This window comes from Citrobacter freundii complex sp. CFNIH2, assembly GCF_002880615.1.
GTDB classification, from domain to species: domain Bacteria; phylum Pseudomonadota; class Gammaproteobacteria; order Enterobacterales; family Enterobacteriaceae; genus Citrobacter_A; species Citrobacter_A amalonaticus_F.
The window spans coordinates 1,921,644-1,942,938 of the sequence record NZ_CP025757.1; the positions used below are offsets into that span (position 1 = coordinate 1,921,644).

At 52.8% G+C, this 21,295-nt stretch carries 23 protein-coding genes and 1 tRNA gene; 15 read left to right on the forward strand and 9 right to left on the reverse strand.

Annotated features, from left to right (window positions below; genetic code table 11):
• The first annotated feature begins 7 nt into the window (after window positions 1-7).
• From WM46_RS09560 to WM46_RS26825, 3 genes are all read left to right on the forward strand, one after another.
• Window positions 8-1,210, forward strand: coding sequence for a MalY/PatB family protein (locus WM46_RS09560; protein ID WP_102602119.1), 1,203 nt, complete (start codon window positions 8-10; stop codon window positions 1,208-1,210).
• Window positions 1,211-1,392: 182 nt separating this feature from the next.
• Window positions 1,393-1,833 (forward strand): GNAT family N-acetyltransferase, encoded by a 441-nt coding sequence (locus WM46_RS09565; RefSeq protein WP_102602120.1) that lies wholly within the window; start codon window positions 1,393-1,395, stop codon window positions 1,831-1,833.
• 306 nt (window positions 1,834-2,139) lie between these two features.
• The gene (locus WM46_RS26825; RefSeq protein WP_410374628.1) at window positions 2,140-2,520 is read left to right on the forward strand and encodes a hypothetical protein; all 381 of its coding nucleotides are present in this window, start codon (window positions 2,140-2,142) and stop codon (window positions 2,518-2,520) included.
• 210 nt (window positions 2,521-2,730) lie between these two features.
• On the opposite strand, the gene WM46_RS09575 is transcribed toward WM46_RS26825, so the two are convergent.
• A tRNA-Ser gene (locus WM46_RS09575) sits at window positions 2,731-2,818 on the reverse strand.
• Between the two features lie 274 nt (window positions 2,819-3,092).
• On the opposite strand from WM46_RS09575, the gene yccA reads away from it, so the two are divergent.
• Together yccA and tusE are read left to right on the forward strand one after the other, a co-directional pair.
• Window positions 3,093-3,752 carry an FtsH protease modulator YccA gene (yccA, locus tag WM46_RS09580; RefSeq protein WP_012905355.1) on the forward strand — a complete coding sequence of 220 codons (660 nt, stop codon included), beginning with the start codon at window positions 3,093-3,095 and terminating at the stop codon, window positions 3,750-3,752.
• Between the two features lie 89 nt (window positions 3,753-3,841).
• Window positions 3,842-4,171 (forward strand): sulfurtransferase TusE, encoded by a 330-nt coding sequence (gene tusE / locus WM46_RS09585; protein ID WP_102602121.1) that lies wholly within the window; start codon window positions 3,842-3,844, stop codon window positions 4,169-4,171.
• Here the strand turns inward: tusE and yccX are convergent.
• Complete coding sequence (yccX, locus tag WM46_RS09590; protein ID WP_043001149.1) at window positions 4,168-4,449, reverse strand: acylphosphatase; 282 nt, start codon at window positions 4,447-4,449, stop codon at window positions 4,168-4,170. The genes tusE and yccX overlap by 4 nt on opposite strands.
• A gap of 94 nt (window positions 4,450-4,543) precedes the next feature.
• Between yccX and rlmI the strand changes: the two genes are divergently transcribed.
• Together rlmI and hspQ are read left to right on the forward strand one after the other, a co-directional pair.
• Entirely contained in the window at window positions 4,544-5,734 is a 1,191-nt protein-coding gene (rlmI, locus tag WM46_RS09595; RefSeq protein WP_102602122.1) for a 23S rRNA (cytosine(1962)-C(5))-methyltransferase RlmI, read from the forward strand.
• Window positions 5,735-5,791: 57 nt separating this feature from the next.
• On the forward strand, window positions 5,792-6,109 hold the full coding sequence (gene hspQ, locus WM46_RS09600) for a heat shock protein HspQ (RefSeq protein WP_042319966.1): 318 nt from the start codon (window positions 5,792-5,794) through the stop codon (window positions 6,107-6,109).
• Window positions 6,110-6,154: 45 nt separating this feature from the next.
• On the opposite strand, the gene WM46_RS09605 is transcribed toward hspQ, so the two are convergent.
• The gene (locus WM46_RS09605) at window positions 6,155-6,568 is read right to left on the reverse strand and encodes a CoA-binding protein (RefSeq protein WP_102602123.1); all 414 of its coding nucleotides are present in this window, start codon (window positions 6,566-6,568) and stop codon (window positions 6,155-6,157) included.
• 172 nt (window positions 6,569-6,740) lie between these two features.
• Here WM46_RS09605 and WM46_RS09610 point away from each other — a divergent pair, with 172 nt between their 5' ends.
• Window positions 6,741-7,403, forward strand: coding sequence for a DUF2057 family protein (locus WM46_RS09610; RefSeq protein ID WP_061077061.1), 663 nt, complete (start codon window positions 6,741-6,743; stop codon window positions 7,401-7,403).
• A 92-nt stretch (window positions 7,404-7,495) separates the two neighbouring features.
• Window positions 7,496-7,954 carry a methylglyoxal synthase gene (gene mgsA, locus WM46_RS09615; RefSeq protein WP_102602124.1) on the forward strand — a complete coding sequence of 153 codons (459 nt, stop codon included), beginning with the start codon at window positions 7,496-7,498 and terminating at the stop codon, window positions 7,952-7,954.
• A gap of 31 nt (window positions 7,955-7,985) precedes the next feature.
• Here mgsA and helD read toward each other — a convergent pair whose 3' ends face one another.
• Entirely contained in the window at window positions 7,986-10,040 is a 2,055-nt protein-coding gene (gene helD / locus WM46_RS09620) for a DNA helicase IV (protein ID WP_102602125.1), read from the reverse strand.
• A gap of 123 nt (window positions 10,041-10,163) precedes the next feature.
• On the opposite strand from helD, the gene WM46_RS09625 reads away from it, so the two are divergent.
• Window positions 10,164-10,622 (forward strand): YccF domain-containing protein, encoded by a 459-nt coding sequence (locus WM46_RS09625; RefSeq protein ID WP_043001155.1) that lies wholly within the window; start codon window positions 10,164-10,166, stop codon window positions 10,620-10,622.
• Window positions 10,623-10,628: 6 nt separating this feature from the next.
• The gene (gene yccS / locus WM46_RS09630) at window positions 10,629-12,791 is read left to right on the forward strand and encodes a YccS family putative transporter (protein WP_102602126.1); all 2,163 of its coding nucleotides are present in this window, start codon (window positions 10,629-10,631) and stop codon (window positions 12,789-12,791) included.
• On the opposite strand, the gene WM46_RS09635 is transcribed toward yccS, so the two are convergent.
• Window positions 12,745-13,374 carry a TfoX/Sxy family DNA transformation protein gene (locus tag WM46_RS09635; protein ID WP_102602127.1) on the reverse strand — a complete coding sequence of 210 codons (630 nt, stop codon included), beginning with the start codon at window positions 13,372-13,374 and terminating at the stop codon, window positions 12,745-12,747. The genes yccS and WM46_RS09635 overlap by 47 nt on opposite strands.
• 217 nt (window positions 13,375-13,591) lie before the next feature.
• Between WM46_RS09635 and sulA the strand changes: the two genes are divergently transcribed.
• Together sulA and ompA are read left to right on the forward strand one after the other, a co-directional pair.
• Window positions 13,592-14,101 carry an SOS-induced cell division inhibitor SulA gene (gene sulA / locus WM46_RS09640; protein ID WP_061077057.1) on the forward strand — a complete coding sequence of 170 codons (510 nt, stop codon included), beginning with the start codon at window positions 13,592-13,594 and terminating at the stop codon, window positions 14,099-14,101.
• Between the two features lie 355 nt (window positions 14,102-14,456).
• The gene (gene ompA, locus WM46_RS09645; protein WP_187394476.1) at window positions 14,457-15,509 is read left to right on the forward strand and encodes a porin OmpA; all 1,053 of its coding nucleotides are present in this window, start codon (window positions 14,457-14,459) and stop codon (window positions 15,507-15,509) included.
• A 78-nt stretch (window positions 15,510-15,587) separates the two neighbouring features.
• Here ompA and matP read toward each other — a convergent pair whose 3' ends face one another.
• The gene (gene matP / locus WM46_RS09650; protein ID WP_061077056.1) at window positions 15,588-16,040 is read right to left on the reverse strand and encodes a macrodomain Ter protein MatP; all 453 of its coding nucleotides are present in this window, start codon (window positions 16,038-16,040) and stop codon (window positions 15,588-15,590) included.
• 185 nt (window positions 16,041-16,225) lie between these two features.
• Here matP and WM46_RS09655 point away from each other — a divergent pair, with 185 nt between their 5' ends.
• The gene (locus tag WM46_RS09655) at window positions 16,226-17,986 is read left to right on the forward strand and encodes a Lon protease family protein (RefSeq protein WP_102602129.1); all 1,761 of its coding nucleotides are present in this window, start codon (window positions 16,226-16,228) and stop codon (window positions 17,984-17,986) included.
• A 68-nt stretch (window positions 17,987-18,054) separates the two neighbouring features.
• Window positions 18,055-18,573 (forward strand): bifunctional 3-hydroxydecanoyl-ACP dehydratase/trans-2-decenoyl-ACP isomerase, encoded by a 519-nt coding sequence (fabA, locus tag WM46_RS09660; protein WP_042319996.1) that lies wholly within the window; start codon window positions 18,055-18,057, stop codon window positions 18,571-18,573.
• Window positions 18,574-18,668: 95 nt separating this feature from the next.
• Here fabA and rmf read toward each other — a convergent pair whose 3' ends face one another.
• The 3 genes from rmf to pqiB all read right to left on the reverse strand — a co-directional run bounded on the left by rmf (window position 18,669) and on the right by pqiB (window position 21,295).
• The gene (rmf, locus tag WM46_RS09665) at window positions 18,669-18,836 is read right to left on the reverse strand and encodes a ribosome modulation factor (RefSeq protein WP_042320000.1); all 168 of its coding nucleotides are present in this window, start codon (window positions 18,834-18,836) and stop codon (window positions 18,669-18,671) included.
• 258 nt (window positions 18,837-19,094) lie between these two features.
• Complete coding sequence (gene pqiC / locus WM46_RS09670; protein WP_102602130.1) at window positions 19,095-19,658, reverse strand: membrane integrity-associated transporter subunit PqiC; 564 nt, start codon at window positions 19,656-19,658, stop codon at window positions 19,095-19,097.
• Window positions 19,655-21,295, reverse strand: coding sequence for an intermembrane transport protein PqiB (pqiB, locus tag WM46_RS09675; protein ID WP_061077053.1), 1,641 nt, complete (start codon window positions 21,293-21,295; stop codon window positions 19,655-19,657). The genes pqiC and pqiB overlap by 4 nt, the downstream gene beginning before the upstream one ends.

Sequence of the window (21,295 nt, forward strand, 5' to 3'; positions counted from 1 at the left end):
GAATTCGATGGATTTTAATAAGATTATTGATCGCCACAACACAGGCTCTGTGAAATGGGACTTTATGACGCGGTATTTTGGCGAGGAAGCACATGAACTGCTGCCAATGTGGGTGTCTGATTTTGACTTTACCTGCCCGGACGCGGTTCAGGAGGCCTTAATTCACCGCGTTAAGCACGGTGTTTTCGGTTACAGCGAACGACCGCAAGCTTACTTTGATTCATTAATCGCATGGTTCTCAACCCGACATCGGCTGGAGATAGCGCAAGAGTGGATATGCAGCGTTGAAGGTGTCGTTCCGGGGCTATCGCTACTGGTTCAAATGCTGAGCCAACCCGGTGAAGGGGTGGTGGTCCAGGGGCCCTGGTATGGATCGTTTGCAAAAATCATAACCCTCAACGGCAGGCGGTTACTGGAAAATCCCTTGCATGAGGACTTCGCTACGGGTTACCAGATGGATTTAGTTCATCTGGAAATGCTATTCCGTACTGAACGCCCGCCATTAATGATTTTATGTAATCCGCATAACCCAACCGGTCGTTGTTGGTCGGCACAAGAACTGGAACAGCTCCTCACCTTGTGCGAGGAATATAATGTTACATTGGTGTCCGACGAAATATGGGCCGATTTGTTACTTCCGGGAGAACAATTTACTTCCGTCCTGCACCTGGGAGAACGCTGGCATTCACGCGTCATCTCTGCCACTTCCGCCAGTAAGACGTTTGGGCTGTCGACATTGCGTATTGCAAACTTTCTGATCCCTGCGACGGCATTGCGTGAACACTTTTTGCGCCGTCTGGATGCACATGGGCTGGATGTATTCAATGCGCTCTCCATCGAGGCGAGTACGGCAGCGTGGCAATATGGTGCTCCGTGGCTGGATGAGCTACTCGATTATCTGGCAGAAAATCGCCGCTGGTTTATCAAACAGGTCGATGAGTCTCTCCCCTGGGCTCGGGTTGCCCCTTCCCAGGCCACGTATCTGTTATGGGTTGATTGCAAGGCGCTGGGACTGGATGACGAACAACTCAAATGGGTAATGGCTGACGTTGCGGGTATTGCACCTTCAATGGGAAATAGTTTCGGCCCGATGGGCAATGGTTTTATCCGCCTGAATCTCGGATGCCCACGCGTTTACCTTGAAAAAGCGCTGGAAGGATTGAAACGTATTGCATTTCCCCCGACAAAGACATTTCATTCCATCCGTTAGTTGAAAATGATAACGCGCTTACGCTGAATGAACCTGTTAAGGTTTAAACAAAAAACGTGCTGTCATTACACAGAAACGCATCTTTTGGGATGCGTTTCTGTAGGGCTTAACACTACGGATCTACACATACCGTTAAGAACAGAGAGCATCATCACTATTTTTTTATACATGGAGCGCGACTTATGAGCATCAGTATACGACCCGCTCAAGTTTCTGATGTCGAAACTATTTTCGACGTCAGAACTTCAGTTACCGAGAATCATCTTAGCCGCGAAGAGTTGCGGCTGCGGGGGATCACCGAGGACGTCGTGGCCGATATGATTCAAAAAAGTCGTTGCACATGGGTGGCGACTGAAAACGGAAAAATTATCGGTTTTTCCATGATTTTGCCGGATGAAGGCTGTCTTTTTGCCGTCTTCGTGCACCCGGAGCATGAAGGTAAAGGCGCAGGCCGCAGGCTTGTTACGATTGCTGAGCAGGAGTTATTCAAACACCATACGGTAGTCTGGCTGGAAACCGACAAAAATAGTCGGGCGGCGAAATTTTACGTTCAACTCGGCTGGGGAAATGGGACGAACATTAATGATACCGACATCAAATTTGAAAAACGTCGTAGCGTTTAATCAAACGCCAGTGTTTATCCATGTCCGCTCCCGTCACCAGGCGGGCAGGTCATGAAGCGGACTTTTCCGCTTCCCCCTACCTATCACTCGAGCGCCAGAAACCATTAAAATCGTCGACGAGCGATACTCTCCTGAGCTTCAGGCCCGCAAAGACCGTTAAGACTTAAGCAAGTTTGACTTTAATCAACCACCGAAACCATTCAACAGGACTATTATTCGCGGCTTTATTTTTTCAAAACAATAAAAGTCACCCTCCACATACTGTGGGTAACGGGTCAGAGTTCAAACACTAAAGATTAGGTAATGATGATGTTTAAGAAGCAATTAGCGGTGATGGTTTTGGCAATGGCAACCGTGCTCCCCGCGCACGCAATTAGCGCGCACTATCGCGAGCAGTTGGATCGCTCAGGATGCAATATGGTTACGGACTCAAACGGTACTTGCGATATCCATAAAACAAAGGTGCAAAACGCTAAAGCAGCACAAACACCAGCAATGCAGGAGCGCGTAAAAATCGCTGCGATGCTGGAAGATTCTGTCATCGGCCAAAGCACCGACGATGCCTATGCTGCGCTTGAGAAAAGCGGATTCCAGAACCCGGAACCGTTGAAGTGGACCAAGGGGAAATACGAGGTATTCCTTGATGTTAATCCGCGCGGTACGGTCCAGGCCGCCACGTTGCGCTAATTCACGCCAGGCAATGACGATCAAGGAAGGTTGATAGTATCAATCACGCCATTTCCCGACGAAAAAGAACAGGAAAACAGGCATAAAAAAACCCGCTTCGGCGGGTTCTTTTGGGTATTGATTATCGCTGCAAAACGTAAAAATTGACCCGCAGTATACCAACCGCCCAAAAAACAAAGGGGTTACCTTTCGGTAACCCCTTGTTTAATCTGGCGGAAGCGCAGAGATTCGAACTCTGGAACCCTTTCGGGTCGCCGGTTTTCAAGACCGGTGCCTTCAACCGCTCGGCCACACTTCCGGAATGAGGCGCACTATAAACATCCCGATGCGCCGTGTAAAGCCCGAATGTGTTCGTTTGCCTGAAAAACAGTCAAAATGCTGTTAATAGCCTGAAATAACAACAGATTGACCATTTATTCAGCACAACATTCACGCTTTATCAGCCATTCACTGTCATCCACGATGAAACCTGATTTAGATCAAATGAGTAAAGATGGGTAAAAGCGCTGTGTCGCTGTCTGTGTTTTCATTATCCTCCATCATTAATTACATCTGTCATAAGAGAGTGACTCATGGATCGTATTGTTAGTTCATCACATGACCGTACATCGCTACTCAGCACGCACAAAGTGCTGCGCAATACCTATTTTTTGCTGAGCCTGACGCTGGCATTTTCGGCGATCACCGCTACCGCCAGCACTGTGCTGATGCTGCCCTCTCCGGGTCTGATTCTGACGCTGGTGGGGATGTACGGACTGATGTTCCTGACCTATAAAACGGCGAACAAACCAAGCGGTATTATTTCCGCGTTTGCCTTCACCGGCTTCCTCGGTTACATCCTTGGGCCGATTCTGAACGCTTACCTGTCCGCAGGAATGGGCGACGTGATCGGTATGGCGCTGGGCGGTACTGCGCTGGTGTTCTTCTGCTGCTCCGCCTACGTGCTGACCACTCGCAAAGATATGTCCTTCCTCGGCGGCATGCTGATGGCCGGTATTGTGGTGGTGCTGATTGGTATGGTTGCTAACATCTTCCTGCAACTGCCGGCACTGCACCTGGCGATCAGCGCGGTGTTTATTCTGATTTCTTCAGGCGCAATCCTGTTTGAAACCAGCAACATCATCCGTGGCGGTGAGACCAACTATATCCGCGCAACGGTCAGCCTCTACGTTTCGCTGTACAACATCTTTGTCAGCCTGCTCAGCATTCTGGGCTTCGCCAGCCGCGATTAACGGCCACAAAGCATGACACCCGGCCCCGCTTATGCGGGGCTTTGTTTTTTGGTAAACTGCCGCCAGGTTGTCTAACGCAGTGAAGAATTATGTTGATCTTTGAAGGTAAAGAAATCGCTACCGACGCCGACGGCTATCTGAAAGAGAGCGCGCAGTGGAGCGAAGCGATGGCGGTGGTCATTGCTGAAAACGAGGGAATTATCCTCTCCCCGGAACACTGGGAAGTGGTGCGTTTTGTGCGCGACTTTTATCTGGAGTTTAATACCTCGCCTGCGATTCGGATGCTGGTCAAGGCGATGGCGAATAAGTTTGGCGAGGAGAAAGGCAACAGCCGTTATCTGTATCGTCTGTTCCCGAAAGGTCCGGCAAAACAGGCCACCAAAATTGCTGGCCTGCCGAAACCGGTGAAGTGTATTTAATAACGAATACTAAAACCGGTAAACGCCTCTCGAGGACGGTGCGGCTCACTCAGGACTCTGTCTACCCGGGCAGAACGTGGGCCGCCGTCCTTGAGCCACTTCAGTAATTTGTCGACCTGTTCCGCTTCGCCGCTGGCAACAACCTCCACGCTGCCATCATCCCTGTTCCTTGCGTAACCGGTTAAGCTCAGGCGCCGTGCCTCCTGCTGCGTGGTATAGCGAAATCCCACCCCCTGAACCCGGCCATAAACCCACGCGATAATGCAGACTCTCGACATTGTTATTCTCCTTCACATCCTCGGGCGCGTTGCAAATCCGGGTAAAACTCAGGACAATGGCGCCCATTTCTTTGATTCGACAGAACCGTTAATTATGAGTGTACGTTTAGTGTTAGCCAAAGGGCGCGAAAAATCATTACTTCGCCGCCATCCGTGGGTCTTTTCTGGTGCTGTTGCCCGTATGGAAGGTAAAGCCAACCTCGGTGAAACCATCGACATTGTTGACCATCAGGGTAAATGGTTAGCCCGTGGCGCCTTTTCCCCGGCGTCGCAAATCCGCGCACGCGTCTGGACCTTCGACAAGAACGAGTCTGTCGATATCGCCTTCTTCACTCGCCGTCTGCAACAGGCGCAGCAATGGCGCGACTGGCTGGCAAAAAAAGATGGTCTGGACAGCTATCGTTTGATCGCCGGAGAATCCGACCGCTTGCCGGGCGTGACCATCGACCGCTTCGGTCATTTCCTGGTGCTGCAACTGCTCAGCGCCGGCGCGGAATATCAGCGTGCCGCATTGATTAGCGCGCTGCAAGCGCTCTACCCGGAATGTGCGATTTATGACCGTAGCGATGTCGCGGTACGTAAAAAAGAGGGGATGGAACTGACGCAAGGCCCGGTCACCGGCGAAATCCCCCCTGCACTGCTGCCGATTGAAGAGCACGGTATGAAACTGCTGGTGGATATCCAGGGCGGTCATAAAACCGGTTATTACCTCGATCAGCGTGACAGCCGTCTGGCGACACGTCGTTATGTCGAAAACCAGCGGGTGCTCAATTGTTTCTCCTACACCGGAGGTTTTGCCGTTTCTGCGCTGATGGGCGGTTGCCGTCAGGTGATCAGCGTCGATACCTCCCAGGAAGCGCTGGATATTGCGAAACAGAACGTTGAACTCAACAAACTCGATCTCAGCAAGGCGGAATTTGTCCGTGACGATGTCTTTAAACTGTTACGAACCTATCGCGATCGTGGCGAGAAGTTTGATGTCATCGTGATGGATCCACCGAAGTTTGTCGAAAACAAAAGCCAGTTGATGGGGGCATGTCGGGGTTACAAGGATATCAACATGCTGGCGATCCAGTTGCTGAATCCGGGCGGCGTGCTGCTGACGTTCTCCTGTTCCGGCCTGATGACAACAGATTTATTTCAGAAAATCATCGCCGATGCCGCAATTGATGCGGGGCGTGATGTACAATTTATAGAGCAGTTCCGTCAGGCCGCCGATCATCCCGTGATCGCTACCTACCCGGAAGGGCTGTATCTCAAAGGGTTTGCCTGTCGCGTCATGTAACTTGAAAAGTGGAATTTTACCCTCATATCGAGAGTAATGATTTCCCGGGAGGTGACTATGATTGCCAGCAAATTCGGTATCGGCCAGCAGGTCCGCCATTCCCTGTTAGGATATCTCGGAGTGGTCGTGGATATCGACCCGGTCTATTCGCTTGCAGAGCCGTCACCAGATGAGTTGGCGGTCAACGACGAGCTTCGCGCCGCTCCGTGGTATCACGTGGTGATGGAAGATGATGACGGTCGTCCCGTGCATACCTATCTTGCCGAAGCGCAGCTAAGCAGCGAAACGCAGGACGAGCATCCTGAACAGCCTTCGATGGATGAGCTTGCTCAGACCATCCGTAAACAGTTGCAGGCCCCTCGCCTGCGTAACTGATCCTTACCAGGGCCCGATGGCGCATTGCTTCTCGGGCCCGTCAACTTACTTCGTTAGCCCCAGTCGTGGGATCTCAATCGCAGGGCAGCGATCCATCACAACCATCAATCCCGCTTCGCGCGCCAGCACCGCGGCCTGCTCATTAATCACGCCCAATTGCATCCACAGCGTTTTCGCGCCAATCGCAATCGCTTCCTGAGCGACGCCCCATGCCGCTTCTGAATTACGAAACACATCCACCATATCCACTTTTTCCGGCACCTCCGCCAGCGTCGCGTAGCCCTGCTGCTCTAACAAGGTTTTACCGGCAACCTTCGGGGAAACCGGAATCACGTGATAGCCCTGATCGAGTAAATACTTCATTACGCGGTAGCTTGGACGGTCAGGTTTATCGCTTGCGCCAACCAATGCAATGGTGCGGGTCGAGGTCAAAATGCCAGCAATATCGGTCTCTTTCATCATCATTCTCCAGGCTGTTTTGTAAAGTGTACGACAATCCTGACAACCCAACCATGCGTCCCACCCGGAAGTATGAGAGCAAAACGCTAAAATATGTCTATATGTTAGTAAACATGATTATCGAAAAATTTTGATACATTCTTACCCGGCGGTCTTTGGACAGGAGAACCCTATGAAAACCGGCACTGTGACCCTGATGATAGCCCTTTGCTTGCCGGTCACGGTTTTCGCTACCACGCTTCGTCTTTCAACCGACATTGATCTGCTGGTGCTGGACGGCAAAAAGGTCTCCAGTTCACTCCTGCGCGGCGCGGACAGCATTGAGCTCGATAATGGGCCTCATCAACTTGTTTTTCGGGTTGAGAAGACTATCCGCCTCCCCAGCCATGTAGAACAGCTCTACATTTCCCCGCCGTTGGTGATCAGTTTTGACACTCAGCGCGTGGAGCAGGTTAATTTTCACCTTCCGCGCCTGGAAAGCGACCGCGAAGCCAGCCATTTTGATGTGGCTCCGCGGCTGGAATTACTGGATGGCGACGCGATGCCAATCCCGGTACAACTGGATATCCTCGCCATTACCTCAAAAACTAAAACCATTGATTTTGAGGCAGAAACGGAGCGCTACAATAAATCGGCAAAACGAGCGTCCCTGCCCCAGTTCGCTACGATGATGGCCGACGACAGCACCCTGCTTTCAGGGGTCTCAGAACTGGATACCATTCCGCCGCAATCTCAGACGCTCACAGAGCAGCGCCTGAAGTACTGGTTTCGCCAGGCGGACCCGCAAACCCGCAATAGCTTTTTGCAATGGGCGGAGAAACAACCCTCGTCCTGAAGTTTTGTTCCGTCCGGCTTTTTTTTCGTCTTTCTCTTGCAGCATCAGGCACATTCAGTACTCTGTAGCAAAGCCCACAATGGAACTGAATGATGGAACTGACGACTCGCACTTTGCCGGCGCGTAAGCACATTGCGCTGGTTGCACACGATCACTGCAAAAAAATGTTGATGAGCTGGGTAGAACGCCACCAGCCGTTGCTGGAAAAACATGAACTCTACGCCACCGGGACGACCGGAAATCTGATTCAACGCGCGACGGGTATGGACGTTAACGCCATGCTGAGCGGTCCGATGGGCGGCGATCAGCAGGTTGGCGCGTTGATTTCTGAAGGGAAAATTGATGTGCTGATTTTCTTCTGGGATCCACTTAACGCGGTTCCGCACGACCCGGATGTAAAAGCGTTGCTGCGTCTGGCGACCGTCTGGAATATCCCTGTCGCCACCAACGTCGCCACGGCGGATTTCATCATCCAGTCGCCACACTTCAATGATGCCGTCGACGTGCTCATTCCGGACTATCCGCGTTATCTGGCTGAACGCCTCAAGTAATCCCGCGCAGGCGACGCACGTCGCCTGTTGCTTACGGTTTTCTTACCACCGGAACGTCCAGGTCTTTGAGATCCTCCACGAAGCGTGAGGGGTTCGCTTTGTTGTACAGCAGCCAGACCCGATGTCGGGCGCGGGTCAGGGCAACGTAAAGCAACCGCCGCTCTTCCGCATCCGGAAAATCTTCCACAACCGGCAGCAACGCCTCTTCCATGATGGATTCACGCGCCGGTGCCGGGAAACCATCGCTCCCTTCCTGTAACCCGACAATGATGACGTAATCCGCCTGTTGTCCCTTGCTGGCGTGGATGGTCATGAAATCAAGCTGCAGCTTAGGCCAGCGGGTTGCCGCCTTTTCGAGACTGGCCGGTTTCAGATGGTGGTAACGCGCCAGCACCAGAATCCGCTCATCGGCTTTCGCATAACCGGAAAGCTTATCCAGCAACGCATCGAGTTGCGTTTCGTCCAGCAGCGTAACGGCTTTCTTATCTCCCGTCGTGAGACTATTAAGCGGTTTCTTCAGCTGATGTGGGTTCTGCTGAATAAAGCGGTTGGCGATTTCGCCAATGCGGTTGTTGAAGCGGTAGGTGGTGTCGAGATCACAACGATCACCGTCGCCGAAGGTCTGATGAAACGCGGTCGTTAAGGAAAGCTGCGCACCGCTAAAACGGTAAATAGCCTGCCAGTCGTCTCCGACGGCGAACAGCGTGGTATGGCTGTTTTGCTTACGCAACGCAGCCAGCAACGCCGCTCGCTGCGGGGAGATATCCTGAAATTCATCCACCAGAATATGCTTCCACGGACTGACAAAACGCCCTTTTTCCAGAATCACAATAGCCTGATGAATCAGACCGGAAAAATCGACGGCGTTTTCCGCTTTCAGCGCGCTTTTCCAGGCTTTCAGCAATGGCGCCATCAGCTTCACGCGCTTTCCGAACAGATCCCGAATCTCCTCCGGTGCGCTGGCGATCATCTCCGCCTGTGCTCCGCCATGCATGCGCATCAGGCTCACCCAGCGATCCAGACGCGAGGCAAGACGCCGCTGAAGTTTTTCATCGTCCCAGAAGTTACCTTCCGGCACCGTCCACGCCATCTCCTCTTCCAGCCACTGTCGCCAGCCCTTCGCCTGCGCTTTTTTTTCGCTGCATTGCTGACGCCAGGTGCTGATAAACAGTTTATTTCGCGCGGCGGTGTCATTTTCAAGCTTACTGATGGTCGGCACTTTTTTGCTGCCCTGCTGGATGATATGCAGCGCCAGGGCATGGAACGTCCGCGCCGTTATCTCCTCGGTATGCAGCCGCTCGCGAATACGCTCATCCATCTCCTGCGCCGCTTTGCGACCAAAGGCCAGCAGCAGGATCTGTTCTGCGGCCGCTTCGCCCCGCGCCAGCAGCCAGCCTGCCCGCGCCACCAGCACGGATGTTTTACCACTACCGGCCCCAGCCAGCACCAGTAAAGAATGTTCGCCATTGACGACCGCACGGGCCTGAGCCGGATTGAGCGGTGACGATTCCACCTGCTGGAAGAAATCGGCGTATTCCGTCAACATCGTTTCGGTATACGCCTGGTTATGCTGCAGTCGACATGCCTCGATATCTTTCAGCCACGCCTGGCACTGGCGCAGCGCATCGCGACAGTTATCAAACTCTTCCAGCCGATTAACCGGCAGCGGTAGCGCAGCAAACGCCCGCAGGATCTGTTGCTGTAATCCCGTCGTCTGCTCGCGCGTCAGCCAGGCATTTTGCCCGGTTCGGGCCGCAATTAAATCCAGTTGCTCCTGCAGTACGCCAGCCGCCACTTCACTCATTTCCTGGCTCCACTGCTGCCAGCGGCTATTCAGATGGTGATGGAAGCGCTGGGTTTCCGCCCACTCGGTGCCATGCAGTCGCACCACTTTTTCGTCCGGCAGCACAAATTCCAGCTCCCCCCACACCAGCCCGCGCTTACAATGAATCGCCAGTAACTGATTGAAGGGAATGAGATATTCATGGCGATCACCCGATACCTTAATGCCGGCATTGAGGATCACCGCCCGATCGTACGGGTGTTGCGCCAGACGTTTACCAATAGACGTTGCTTTCAGTTCCATGACTCAGCCGATCCAGACAAAGCGTATTTCTTCTCAGTGTAACCGCCAGAGAATACGTGCTCCAGCCCAAAAAAACGTTACAATTGCCGGAAATCATAGAAAACCAGAATCAACCGAGGGTCTATGCGTACCGTTCTGAATATTTTGAATTTTGTGTTGGGGGGTTTTGCCACCACGCTGTCCTGGTTCCTGGCAACGCTGGTCAGTATTGTGCTGATCTTCACCCTGCCGCTCACCCGCTCATGCTGGGAAATCACCAGGCTGTCGCTGCTGCCTTACGGAAACGAAGCGGTACATGTTGATGAACTGGATCCGGCGGGTAAAAGTGTGCTGATGAATACGGGCGGGACGCTGCTGAATATTTTCTGGCTGATCTTCTTCGGCTGGTGGCTGTGTCTGATGCACATCGCCGCAGGTATCACCCAATGCATCACGATCATTGGCATTCCGGTTGGCATTGCGAACTTTAAGATTGCCGCGATTGCACTGTGGCCAGTGGGACGTCGCGTTGTCTCTGTAGAAGTCGCACGTGCAGCACGTGAAGCGAACGCCCGTCGCCGTTTTGAGTCATCAGGACGCTAAGTCAGTATGTTAAGTCCCCTGCTTCGCCGCTATACCTGGAACAGCATCTGGCTGTATTACGTACGTATTTTTATCGCCCTCTGCGGAACAACTGCGCTGCCCTGGTGGTTGGGAGATGTCAAACTGACCATCCCCCTGACGCTAGGGATGGTGGCAGCGGCGCTGACCGATCTGGACGATCGTCTCGCGGGTCGTCTGCGTAACCTGATCATTACGCTCATCTGCTTTTTTATCGCCTCCGCTTCGGTCGAGCTGCTGTTTCCCTACCCGTGGTTGTTCGCCATCGGACTGACGCTCTCCACCAGCGGTTTTATCCTGCTCGGCGGTTTAGGACAGCGGTATGCGACGATTGCCTTTGGCGCGCTGCTGATCGCCATTTACACCATGCTTGGGGCGTCGTTGTACGCCCAATGGTATCAGCAACCGCTTTTGCTGCTGGCGGGCGCTATCTGGTACAACGGGCTGACGCTCATCGGCCATTTGCTGTTCCCGATTCGTCCCCTGCAGGACAATCTGGCACGCAGCTATGAACAACTGGCGCATTATCTGGAGCTGAAATCACGGCTTTTTGACCCGGATATTGAAGACGAAAGCCAGGCACCGCTTTATGACTTAGCGCTGGCCAACGGCCAACTGATGGCGACACTGAACCAGACGAAAGTGTCCCTGCTGACTCGCCTGCGCGGCGACCGGGGGCAGCGCGGTACGCGGCGAACTCTGCATTACTACTTTGTGGCGCAGGATATTCATGAGCGCGCCAGCTCCTCGCATATTCAATACCAGACGCTACGTGACCATTTCCGTCACAGCGACGTGATGTTCCGCTTTCAACGTCTGATGTCGATGCAGGGCCAGGCCTGTCTGCAACTGTCGCGCTGTATTTTATTGCGCGTCCCCTATCAGCACGATCCGCATTTTGAACGCGCCTTTACGCATCTCGACGCCGCGCTTGAGCGAATGCGGGCAAACGGCGCCTCCGCCGATCTGCTAAAAACGCTGGGATTTTTACTGGCTAATTTGCGCGCCATCGATGCACAACTGGCAACGATTGAATCAGAACAGGCGCAGGCTATGCCGCGTAACGAGTCGGAGAGCCAGCTCGCCGATGACAGTCCACACGGATTCAGTGATATCTGGCTGCGGCTGAGTCGTAACTTCACCCCTGAATCTGCGCTGTTTCGCCATGCAGTCAGGATGTCTCTGGTCCTGTGCGTCGGCTATGCGATCATTCAGATAACCGGTATGAATCACGGCTACTGGATCCTGCTGACCAGCCTGTTTGTTTGTCAGCCAAACTACAACGCCACGCGGCACCGCCTGGCGCTGAGGATCATCGGTACGCTGGTCGGAGTGGCGATTGGTATCCCGATTTTATGGTTTGTTCCGTCGCTGGAAGGTCAGCTTATTTTACTGGTGATCACCGGCGTCCTGTTCTTTGCCTTTCGCAACGTCCAGTATGCCCACGCCACCATGTTTATCACGCTGCTGGTCCTGCTGTGCTTCAACTTGCTCGGCGAAGGGTTTGAAGTCGCCCTCCCCAGGGTGATTGATACGCTCATCGGCTGCGCCATCGCCTGGGCGGCAGTGAGCTTTATCTGGCCGGACTGGCGTTTCCGTAATCTCCCGCGGATGATGGAAAGAGCGACCGACGCCAACTGTCGCTATCTGGACGCTATCCTGGAACAGTATCATCAGGGACGCGACAATCGACTGGCATACCGGATTGCTCGCCGCGATGCCCATAACCGCGATGCGGAGCTGGCCTCCGTGGTGTCGAATATGTCCAGCGAGCCCGATGTGACGGCGCAAACACGTGAGGCCGCATTCCGCTTGCTTTGCCTCAACCATACATTCACCAGTTATATTTCTGCTTTAGGGGCGCATCGTGAGCAACTCACCAACCCCGATGTGCTGGCTTTGCTGGACGATGCAGTCTGTTACGTCGATGATGCGCTACATCATCTTCCGGCTGACGAAGCGCGCGTGCAGCAGGCGCTAGCCGAACTAAAACAGCGCATCCAGCATCTGGAACCGCGTCCGGACAGCAAAGAACCGCTGGTAATTCAGCAGGTCGGGTTACTGGTGGCCCTGCTGCCGGAAATGGGGCGACTCCAGCGGCAAATCACTCAATCTTCTCCACCGACATCGGCGCCGGCGAAAGCGACTTAACCCACAGAGCAAGCTCCTGGCGGCGTATCGCCGGGAGCGCCGCCTCATGAATGCCATAAATGGCCCCTTCAAGATTAAACAGTACCTTGTCAGTAATGGATTTATTCATCTGTCGCAGTCGCAACCAGCACATTTTAGCGCCCAGCATTCGCAGGGTGGCGACGTCGTAGATCCCCGCTTCATTCAGCAGACTCTCCAGATGAAAAGTCATATTGGGGAGATCCTTTAGCCGCTGCTGAGAACAGCGGGACAACTTCTCCTGCAACGCGGCATCCAGCGAAAACTTCGATAACTGGATCAACTGTTGCTGGTCGCGCCAAAGACTGTCATCGACCTGATAATAGTTAAGCATGACCGGACGCCCACGTTTAAGAAATGTCAGCCAGACTGGGGAATGTTGCACGCAATACTGTACGCTTTGCTCACAGGCCCGCAGATAGAGCTCCCCATTGGCGACCATCGCAAAAACGGTATTCCGGATAGTCAAACTGTAGCTGCCAAACAGTGAGCGGAAGTGGATCGTCCCCAGAGAAGATAAATATTCCTGTGATTTATAGATCCTGTCATAGGAGTGAATTTTCATAAAATTCCCTTTTAAATCATAAACTAAAAGAATGATTTGTCGTCACGAATCCGTTAATGACGAAAATAGGCAACTTATTCTCAAGGGGCAAGCTGAATTTCGTTTTTACCGCTACCATGAATAAAAATTGCGAGTCTCTTTCCGAAAATAAAGTTGATCTTTCACGACAGCAGGGTTACTGTACATCCATACAGTAACTCACAGGGCTGGATTGATTATGTACACTTCAGGCTACGCAAATCGTTCTCCGTCATTCTCTTCTACATCGAACACGATGGCGCGCGTCTCTTCCGAGAAAGTGTCCACCGGGCTTATCAGCGAAGTGGTCTACCGCGAAGACCAGCCCATGATGACGCAGTTACTGCTGTTACCGCTTCTTCAGCAGTTAGGTCAGCAATCGCGCTGGCAGCTCTGGCTGACGCCACAACAGAAGCTGAGCCGAGAATGGGTTCAGTCTGCCGGGCTTCCGTTGACCAAAGTGATGCAAATTAACCAACTGTCCCCGTGCCATACGCTGGAATCAATGGTTCGTGCATTACGCACGGGCAACTACAGCGTGGTGATCGGCTGGCTGACAGAAGAACTGACAGAAGAAGAACATGCTGAATTGGTTAAGGCTGCGGATGAGGGAAACGCGATGGGATTTATCATGCGTCCCGTAAGTGCGCACACTCATGCCACGAGACAGCAAACCGGGCTAAAAATTCACTCAAATTTGTATCATTGAGTAAAATTAGGATTTATCCTGGAATTATTTTTACCCCAGTACCTTCGCATTGAGGACTAACGTTTTTTTTCTGTGAACGCTTGGCGGACGCGGTTCCCGCGAAATTTGACGAAAAATTCTGATACGCCAAATGTTAAATATTATGTATACAAGCTTTTTTTTTTCATATGCCTGACAGAGTTCACACTTGTAAGTTTTCAACTACGTTGTAGACTTTACATCGCCAGGGGTGCTCGGCGTAAGCCGCAGATATCGGTAGAGTAACTATTGAACTAGTCCCCCGGTGAAGGATTTAACCGTGTTATCTCGTTGGAGATATTCATGGCGTATTTTGGATGATAACGAGGCGCAAAAAATGAAAAAGACAGCTATCGCGATTGCAGTGGCACTGGCTGGTTTCGCTACCGTAGCGCAGGCCGCTCCGAAAGATAACACCTGGTACACTGGTGCTAAACTGGGCTGGTCCCAGTACCATGACACTGGTTTCATCAACAACAACGGTCCGACCCACGAAAACCAACTGGGTGCCGGTGCGTTCGGTGGTTACCAGGTTAACCCGTATGTTGGCTTTGAAATGGGTTACGACTGGTTAGGTCGTATGCCGTACAAAGGTGACAACATCAACGGCGCTTACAAAGCTCAGGGCGTTCAGCTGACCGCTAAACTGGGTTACCCAATCACTGACGATCTGGACATCTACACTCGTCTGGGTGGTATGGTATGGCGTGCAGACACCAAGTCTAACGTACCTGGTGGCACATCTACCAAAGATCACGACACTGGCGTATCCCCAGTATTCGCAGGTGGTGTTGAGTACGCAATTACTCCTGAAATCGCTACCCGTCTGGAATACCAGTGGACCAACAACATCGGTGACGCTAACACCATCGGTACTCGCCCGGACAACGGTCTGCTGAGCGTAGGTGTTTCTTACCGTTTCGGTCAGGAACAAGCGGCTCCGATCGTAGCGCCGGCTCCGGCTCCAGCTCCAGAAGTACAGACCAAGCACTTCACTCTGAAGTCTGACGTTCTGTTCAACTTCAACAAAGCAACTCTGAAACCAGAAGGCCAGCAGGCTCTGGATCAGATGTACAGCCAGCTGAGCAACCTGGATCCGAAAGACGGTTCCGTCGTAGTTCTGGGCTTCACTGACCGCATCGGTTCTGACGCTTACAACCAGGGTCTGTCTGAGAAACGTGCTCAGTCTGTTGTTGATTACCTGATCTCTAAAGGTATCCCGGCTGACAAGATCTCCGCACGTGGTATGGGCGAATCCAACCCGGTTACTGGCAACACCTGTGACAACGTGAAAGCTCGCGCTGCACTGATCGACTGCCTGGCCCCGGATCGTCGCGTTGAGATCGAAGTTAAAGGCATCAAAGACGTTGTAACTCAGCCGCAGGCTTAAGTTTCCGTCTTATGAAAAAACCCCGCGCTGCGGGGTTTTTTTTGGCTGTCATTAACAAAACAGATTTAATGCAGCAAGTCACTCTTTGCCTAACAGCGCCTGTAGATCCTGCTTTAGCGATGACATCTTGTTAGCGTACTTCTCTTTATTCTCAGCATCTTCAATCAGTTGCACCACGGTCTCTGATAACGTTTTGCCTCGCCGCTGTGCCAGTCCGGCCAGTCTCTGCCAGACGATAAACTCCAGATCGATGGATTTCTTTCGCGTATGCTGATGCTCGGCATTGAAATGGCGTTTACGCCGCGCGCGTATCGTCTGTTTCATGCGGTTTTGCAGCGCGGGATTCATATGTTCGTCAATCCAGAGATTAACCCGCACCGGTTCATTTTCCAGCGTAAGCAACAAATCCACGGCCTCCTGGGCAGCACTGGCCTCCACGTAACGGGTAATTAATTCCCCTTCACGATGCTTCTTCACCAGATACTTCCACTTCCAACCGCTTTCAAGATTCTCAAGTTGTTGATATTTCATGGCGATCTCAATGTTACCGTGTCACTCCTATCAGAATATCAGCTTTTTTAGCATCTGAAGAAAAGAATCTTCAGGCTGTGAGCCACTCTGCAGCCTCCTGTGCGTTTGCCATCGCTTTCCACGTGTGAAGCGCGGACGGTTACGCTATAATCGCGTCTTTTACAACAGACTAAAAAACATCAACTTTGACCATTACGAAACTTGCATGGCGTGATCTTGTCCCTGATACCGAAAGCTATCAGGAGATTTTTGCACAGCCACATGTCACTGAAGAAAACGACACATTACTGAGTGATACTCAACCACGCTTGCAATTTGCCCTGGAGCAATTGTTACAGCCCAGAGCCTCATCCCCTTTCATGCTGGCCAAAGCGCCCGAAGAGCTTGAGTATCTTAATCTGCTTGCCGATGCCGCACGTGCCTTGCAGCACGATGCCGGTCACCTGACGGGAGGTCATTACGAGATCTCTGGTCACACAATTCGCTATCGTGACGCTGAGCGGGAAGAGGACAATTTTTCTACCTTATCTCAGGTGGTGATTGCCGACTGGGTTGAGGCAGAGCAGCTGTTTGGCTGCTTGCGTCAATTCAACGGCGACATCACGTTACAACCGGGACTGGTTCACCAGGCCAATGGCGGCGTGCTGGTTATCTCCCTGCGCACCTTGCTTGCGCAACCGCTGCTGTGGATGCGCCTGAAAGCGATTGTCAGCCGCGAACGCTTTGACTGGGTAGCCTTTGATGAATCACGTCCTCTGCCGGTCTCTGTGCCGTCTATGCCGCTTAAACTGAAGGTGCTGTTAGTCGGTGAGCGCGAATCGCTGGCGGATTTCCAGGAGATGGAACCCGAACTGGCCGAGCAGGCAATCTATAGCGAATTCGAAGATAATCTGCAGATTGTGGATGCAGAATCCATGACGCAGTGGTGCCAGTGGGTAACGTGGACCGCGAAACGTAATCAGTTGCCTTACCCGGCGCCCGACGCCTGGGAAGTGCTGGTTCGCGAAGCGGTGCGCTATACCGGCGAACAGGATACGTTACCGCTCAATCCGCTGTGGATCATCAGGCAGTTCACGGAAGTCGCGCCGCTGTGCGAAAGCGAAACCTGCACCGGTGAACAGCTTAGCCTGATGCTTGCCCAGAGAGAGTGGCGTGAAGGGTTCCTGGCTGAACGCATGCAGGATGAGATCCTTCAGGAACAGATTCTGATCGAAACCGAGGGTGAGCGCGTTGGTCAGATCAACGCCCTGTCGGTGATTGAGTTTCCTGGCCACCCTCGCGCCTTCGGTGAACCTTCTCGTATCAGCTGCGTCGTACACATCGGCGATGGCGAGTTCACGGACATCGAGCGGAAAGCTGAACTTGGCGGTAATATTCATGCTAAGGGGATGATGATCATGCAGGCGTTCCTGATGTCAGAACTCCAGCTCGAACAACAGCTCCCCTTCTCGGCTTCGCTTACGTTTGAACAGTCTTACAGTGAAGTCGATGGCGACAGCGCGTCCATGGCGGAACTGTGCGCGCTCATCAGCGCCCTGTCAGATGTGCCGGTGAATCAGAACATCGCTATTACCGGATCGGTCGATCAGTTCGGTCGTGCCCAGCCGGTTGGCGGTTTAAATGAAAAAATTGAAGGCTTCTTCGCGATTTGCCAACAGCGTGAACTGACGGGTAAACAAGGGGTGATTATCCCTTCTTCTAACGTCAGACACCTGAGTCTGCAACCCGCACTGTTGCAGGCCGTTGAAGAAGAGAAGTTCACTATCTGGGCGGTAGATGACGTGACTGACGCATTACCGCTGCTGTTAAATCTGGTGTGGGATGGCGAAGGCCAGATGACGCTGATGCAGACTATCCAGGAGCGTATCGCCCAGGCGACGCAACAGGAAGGGCGTCACCGTTTTCCGTGGTCGCTGCGCTGGCTGAACGGGATTTTTCCGAACTGATCGGACTTGTTCAGCGTACACGTGTTAGCTATCCTGCGTGCTTCAATAAAATAAGGCTTACAGAGAACATGGTAGATAAACGCGAATCCTATACAAAAGAAGACCTTCTTGCCTCTGGTCGCGGTGAGCTGTTTGGTGCGAAAGGCCCGCAGTTGCCTGCTCCGAGCATGCTGATGATGGACCGTGTCGTCAAAATGACCGAAACGGGCGGCAACTTCGACAAAGGTTATGTTGAGGCAGAGCTGGATATCAATCCGGATCTTTGGTTCTTCGGATGCCACTTCATCGGCGATCCGGTCATGCCGGGTTGTCTGGGGCTGGACGCAATGTGGCAGTTGGTTGGATTCTACCTCGGCTGGCTCGGCGGCGAAGGCAAAGGCCGCGCACTGGGCGTAGGCGAAGTGAAGTTCACCGGTCAGGTGCTACCTTCTGCGAAGAAAGTAACCTACCGTATCCACTTCAAGCGCATCGTAAATCGCCGCCTGATCATGGGTCTGGCGGATGGCGAAGTGTTGGTGGACGGTCGTCTGATTTATACCGCGAACGATCTGAAAGTCGGCCTGTTCCAGGACACCTCTGCGTTCTGATGCCAGCCCGGTGAATGACCAGACAGCGTCATTTATCACAGGTCATAAAAGGCGAAACCTCCGCACTGCGGAGGTTTCTTTTTAAAGAGACAGAATCAGGCCATTACCACCCTGTCAGCCATGGCTTCTCGCCAGCCTCCTAGCCAGTACGACCTCTGATTCAGCGTCTGATAGGGACACATTTCTTTTGAGCGTCCGGCAATACCGGCCTGATAACCACGTTGATGTGCCCGTTCCAGGCGATCTCGTTTTTGTCTCTTCATGCCTCGTTTCCCTCATACTTATATATCTGGTGGAAAAGATAACAGTGATTACGAAGTGTGCAATCACACTAAACGAATACCGCGAATCCCCAGTTCCGTCAATGCGCAAAATTCATACGGGTGTCATATTTGTGAGCTAGCGAAAAACTCGGTTGTACAAAAAATGTGAGCCGGAACAAGTTCCTGGCCCCTCTCTACGGCAAAAAAAAACCGCCTCAAACGCGCTGTCTGAGACGGTTTTATTTACAAAAATTTAAACTATGGAATGCGCTTCAGTTCCTGAGCGATCGCCGCCGCTTCCTGACTCCAGACGGCCGCCAGCACTTTCACCATTTCATCGTAACCGTCCTGCGTCTGTACGGCTTCAATGTGGAACGGACGCTTAATGAGACGTCCCTGATGGTTCAGCAGCCACTCACCGCTGACCACCACTTTGCCATCATAGCGACCGTGGAAGCCGGTTACCGTTACATTGAGCGTGTCCTGCACGCTGCCTAACGGTTGAGACGCTACCACCCAACCCGGCAATTGCGTACTCAGATTGGCAACCAGCGTATTGCGCAACTGTTGATCCAACGGGCTGGCCCACAGATTGTTATTGGCGATCACGTACTGCACATCGCTGGTCTGATAGACCACGCCATTGCCGGCGAGATAATCCGGCACCGCAACCTGCTCGACCCACAGCAGACGGTTACCCTGGCTTGCGGTGCTCTGCACGCCACCCTGCGCAACAGGAAGCTGGTAATAGCTTTTGTTATCTCCACTGGAGCTGCACGACGTCAGCCAGAACGCCATCGCCACCACTAGCCACTTTTTCATTGTTTCGCCCTCTTCGGCTCTGGATCTTTCTTGTCCTTCGCTTCAAACACCAGCGCGTTGCTCTTGTCATTCAGCGTTTTCAGCACCGGCTGTAGCTCGCGGAGCACCTGATCAAGACGTTGCATATCGGCCACCATCTTGTTGTAGGCTGCGGAGCCAGGCTGGAAGCCCTGCATGCTGCGATTCAGTTCACGCAGAGTATTCTGCATATCTGCCGGCAGTTGTTGCATAGACTGACTGGACGTAATCTTGTTCATGTTATCCAGCGTCGTTTGCAGATGTTTCATTGTGCGCTGGCTTTCACTCAACGTATTGGTGGCTTGCTCAATCATCGGATTCAGCGGCAGATTGTTGATCTTATCCAGCGCTTCCATCAGTCGCTGCTGAATTTGCGCCAGACCTCCGCTCACCGTCGGGATGATCTGATAACCGTTAAACTCGCGAATGCCGGTAATCGGCGGCTCTTTTGGATAGAAGTCCAGATCGACATACAGCGCCCCGGTCACCAGATTCCCTGTTTTCAGCGAGCCGCGTAAGCCCCGCTTCAGCAGGTCGGCCAGATGAGCGCCCACGTCGGTATCTTCACCCAGCTGCGCTTTCAGGCGCTCGGGTTCAATGCGCACCAGTACAGGAATACGATAATCGTTGTTGAATACCTGGCGCATATTTGGCGCAAAGAACGGCACTTTACTCACCGTCCCCAGACGAATACCGCGGAACTCCAGCGGCGCGCCCGGTTGCAAACCCCGGATCGAATCTTTGAAGAACATCAGGTAATCGATGTGCTCGGTGAACAGCGAATCCTGAATACTCTTCTGGTCGTCATACAGGCTGAAGGCGGCCTTCTCGGCAACCGGCTGACCCTGCTCAAGCCCTTCAGGTACATCAAAGCTAACGCCACCGCCAAACAACGTCGTCAGCGATCCCATTTCCACCCGCATGCCTGCGGACGTCAGATCAACGGCAATCCCGCTGTCTTTCCAGAAGCGAACGTTGCTGGTGACCAGGCGATCGTTTGGCGCATTGATAAACAGCTGATAGCTGATGCTACGCTTTTGCGGATCAAAGGTACTGGTTTCCACCGATCCGACACGATAGCCACGGAACAGAACCGGATCGCCCGGACTAAGCTGACCGGCTTTTTTGCTGTCGAGTACCACGCGGATCCCTTTGGCATCAGGCGGCGCCAGCGGCGGCGAATCCAGCAGATCATACTTTTCCAGTTTGCTGCCTTTATTACCCGGCTGCAGTTCGATGTAGGCGCCAGAAAGCAGCGTCCCTAAGCCACTGATCCCTTCACGTCCAACCTGTGGCTTCACCACCCAAAACACGGAGTCTTTGTGCAGCAGTTTTTCCATACCGGCGTTCAGACGCGCTTTGATTTCAACGTGCGTCAGATCGTCGGTCAGCGTGGCGCTTTCGACGACACCCACGTCAACGCTGCGGCTTTTGATGGTGGTTTTTCCACCCTCGATGCCCTCGGCATTGGTGGTGATCAGGGTCACTTCCGGTCCCTGATGGCTATAGTGATAGAACAGAACCCATGCCCCAATCAGCGCAGTGACGATGGGAAAAATCCACACGGGAGACCAGTTTTTTACCTTCTGGATTTTGGCTTCCCCACTTTTAGATTCCAT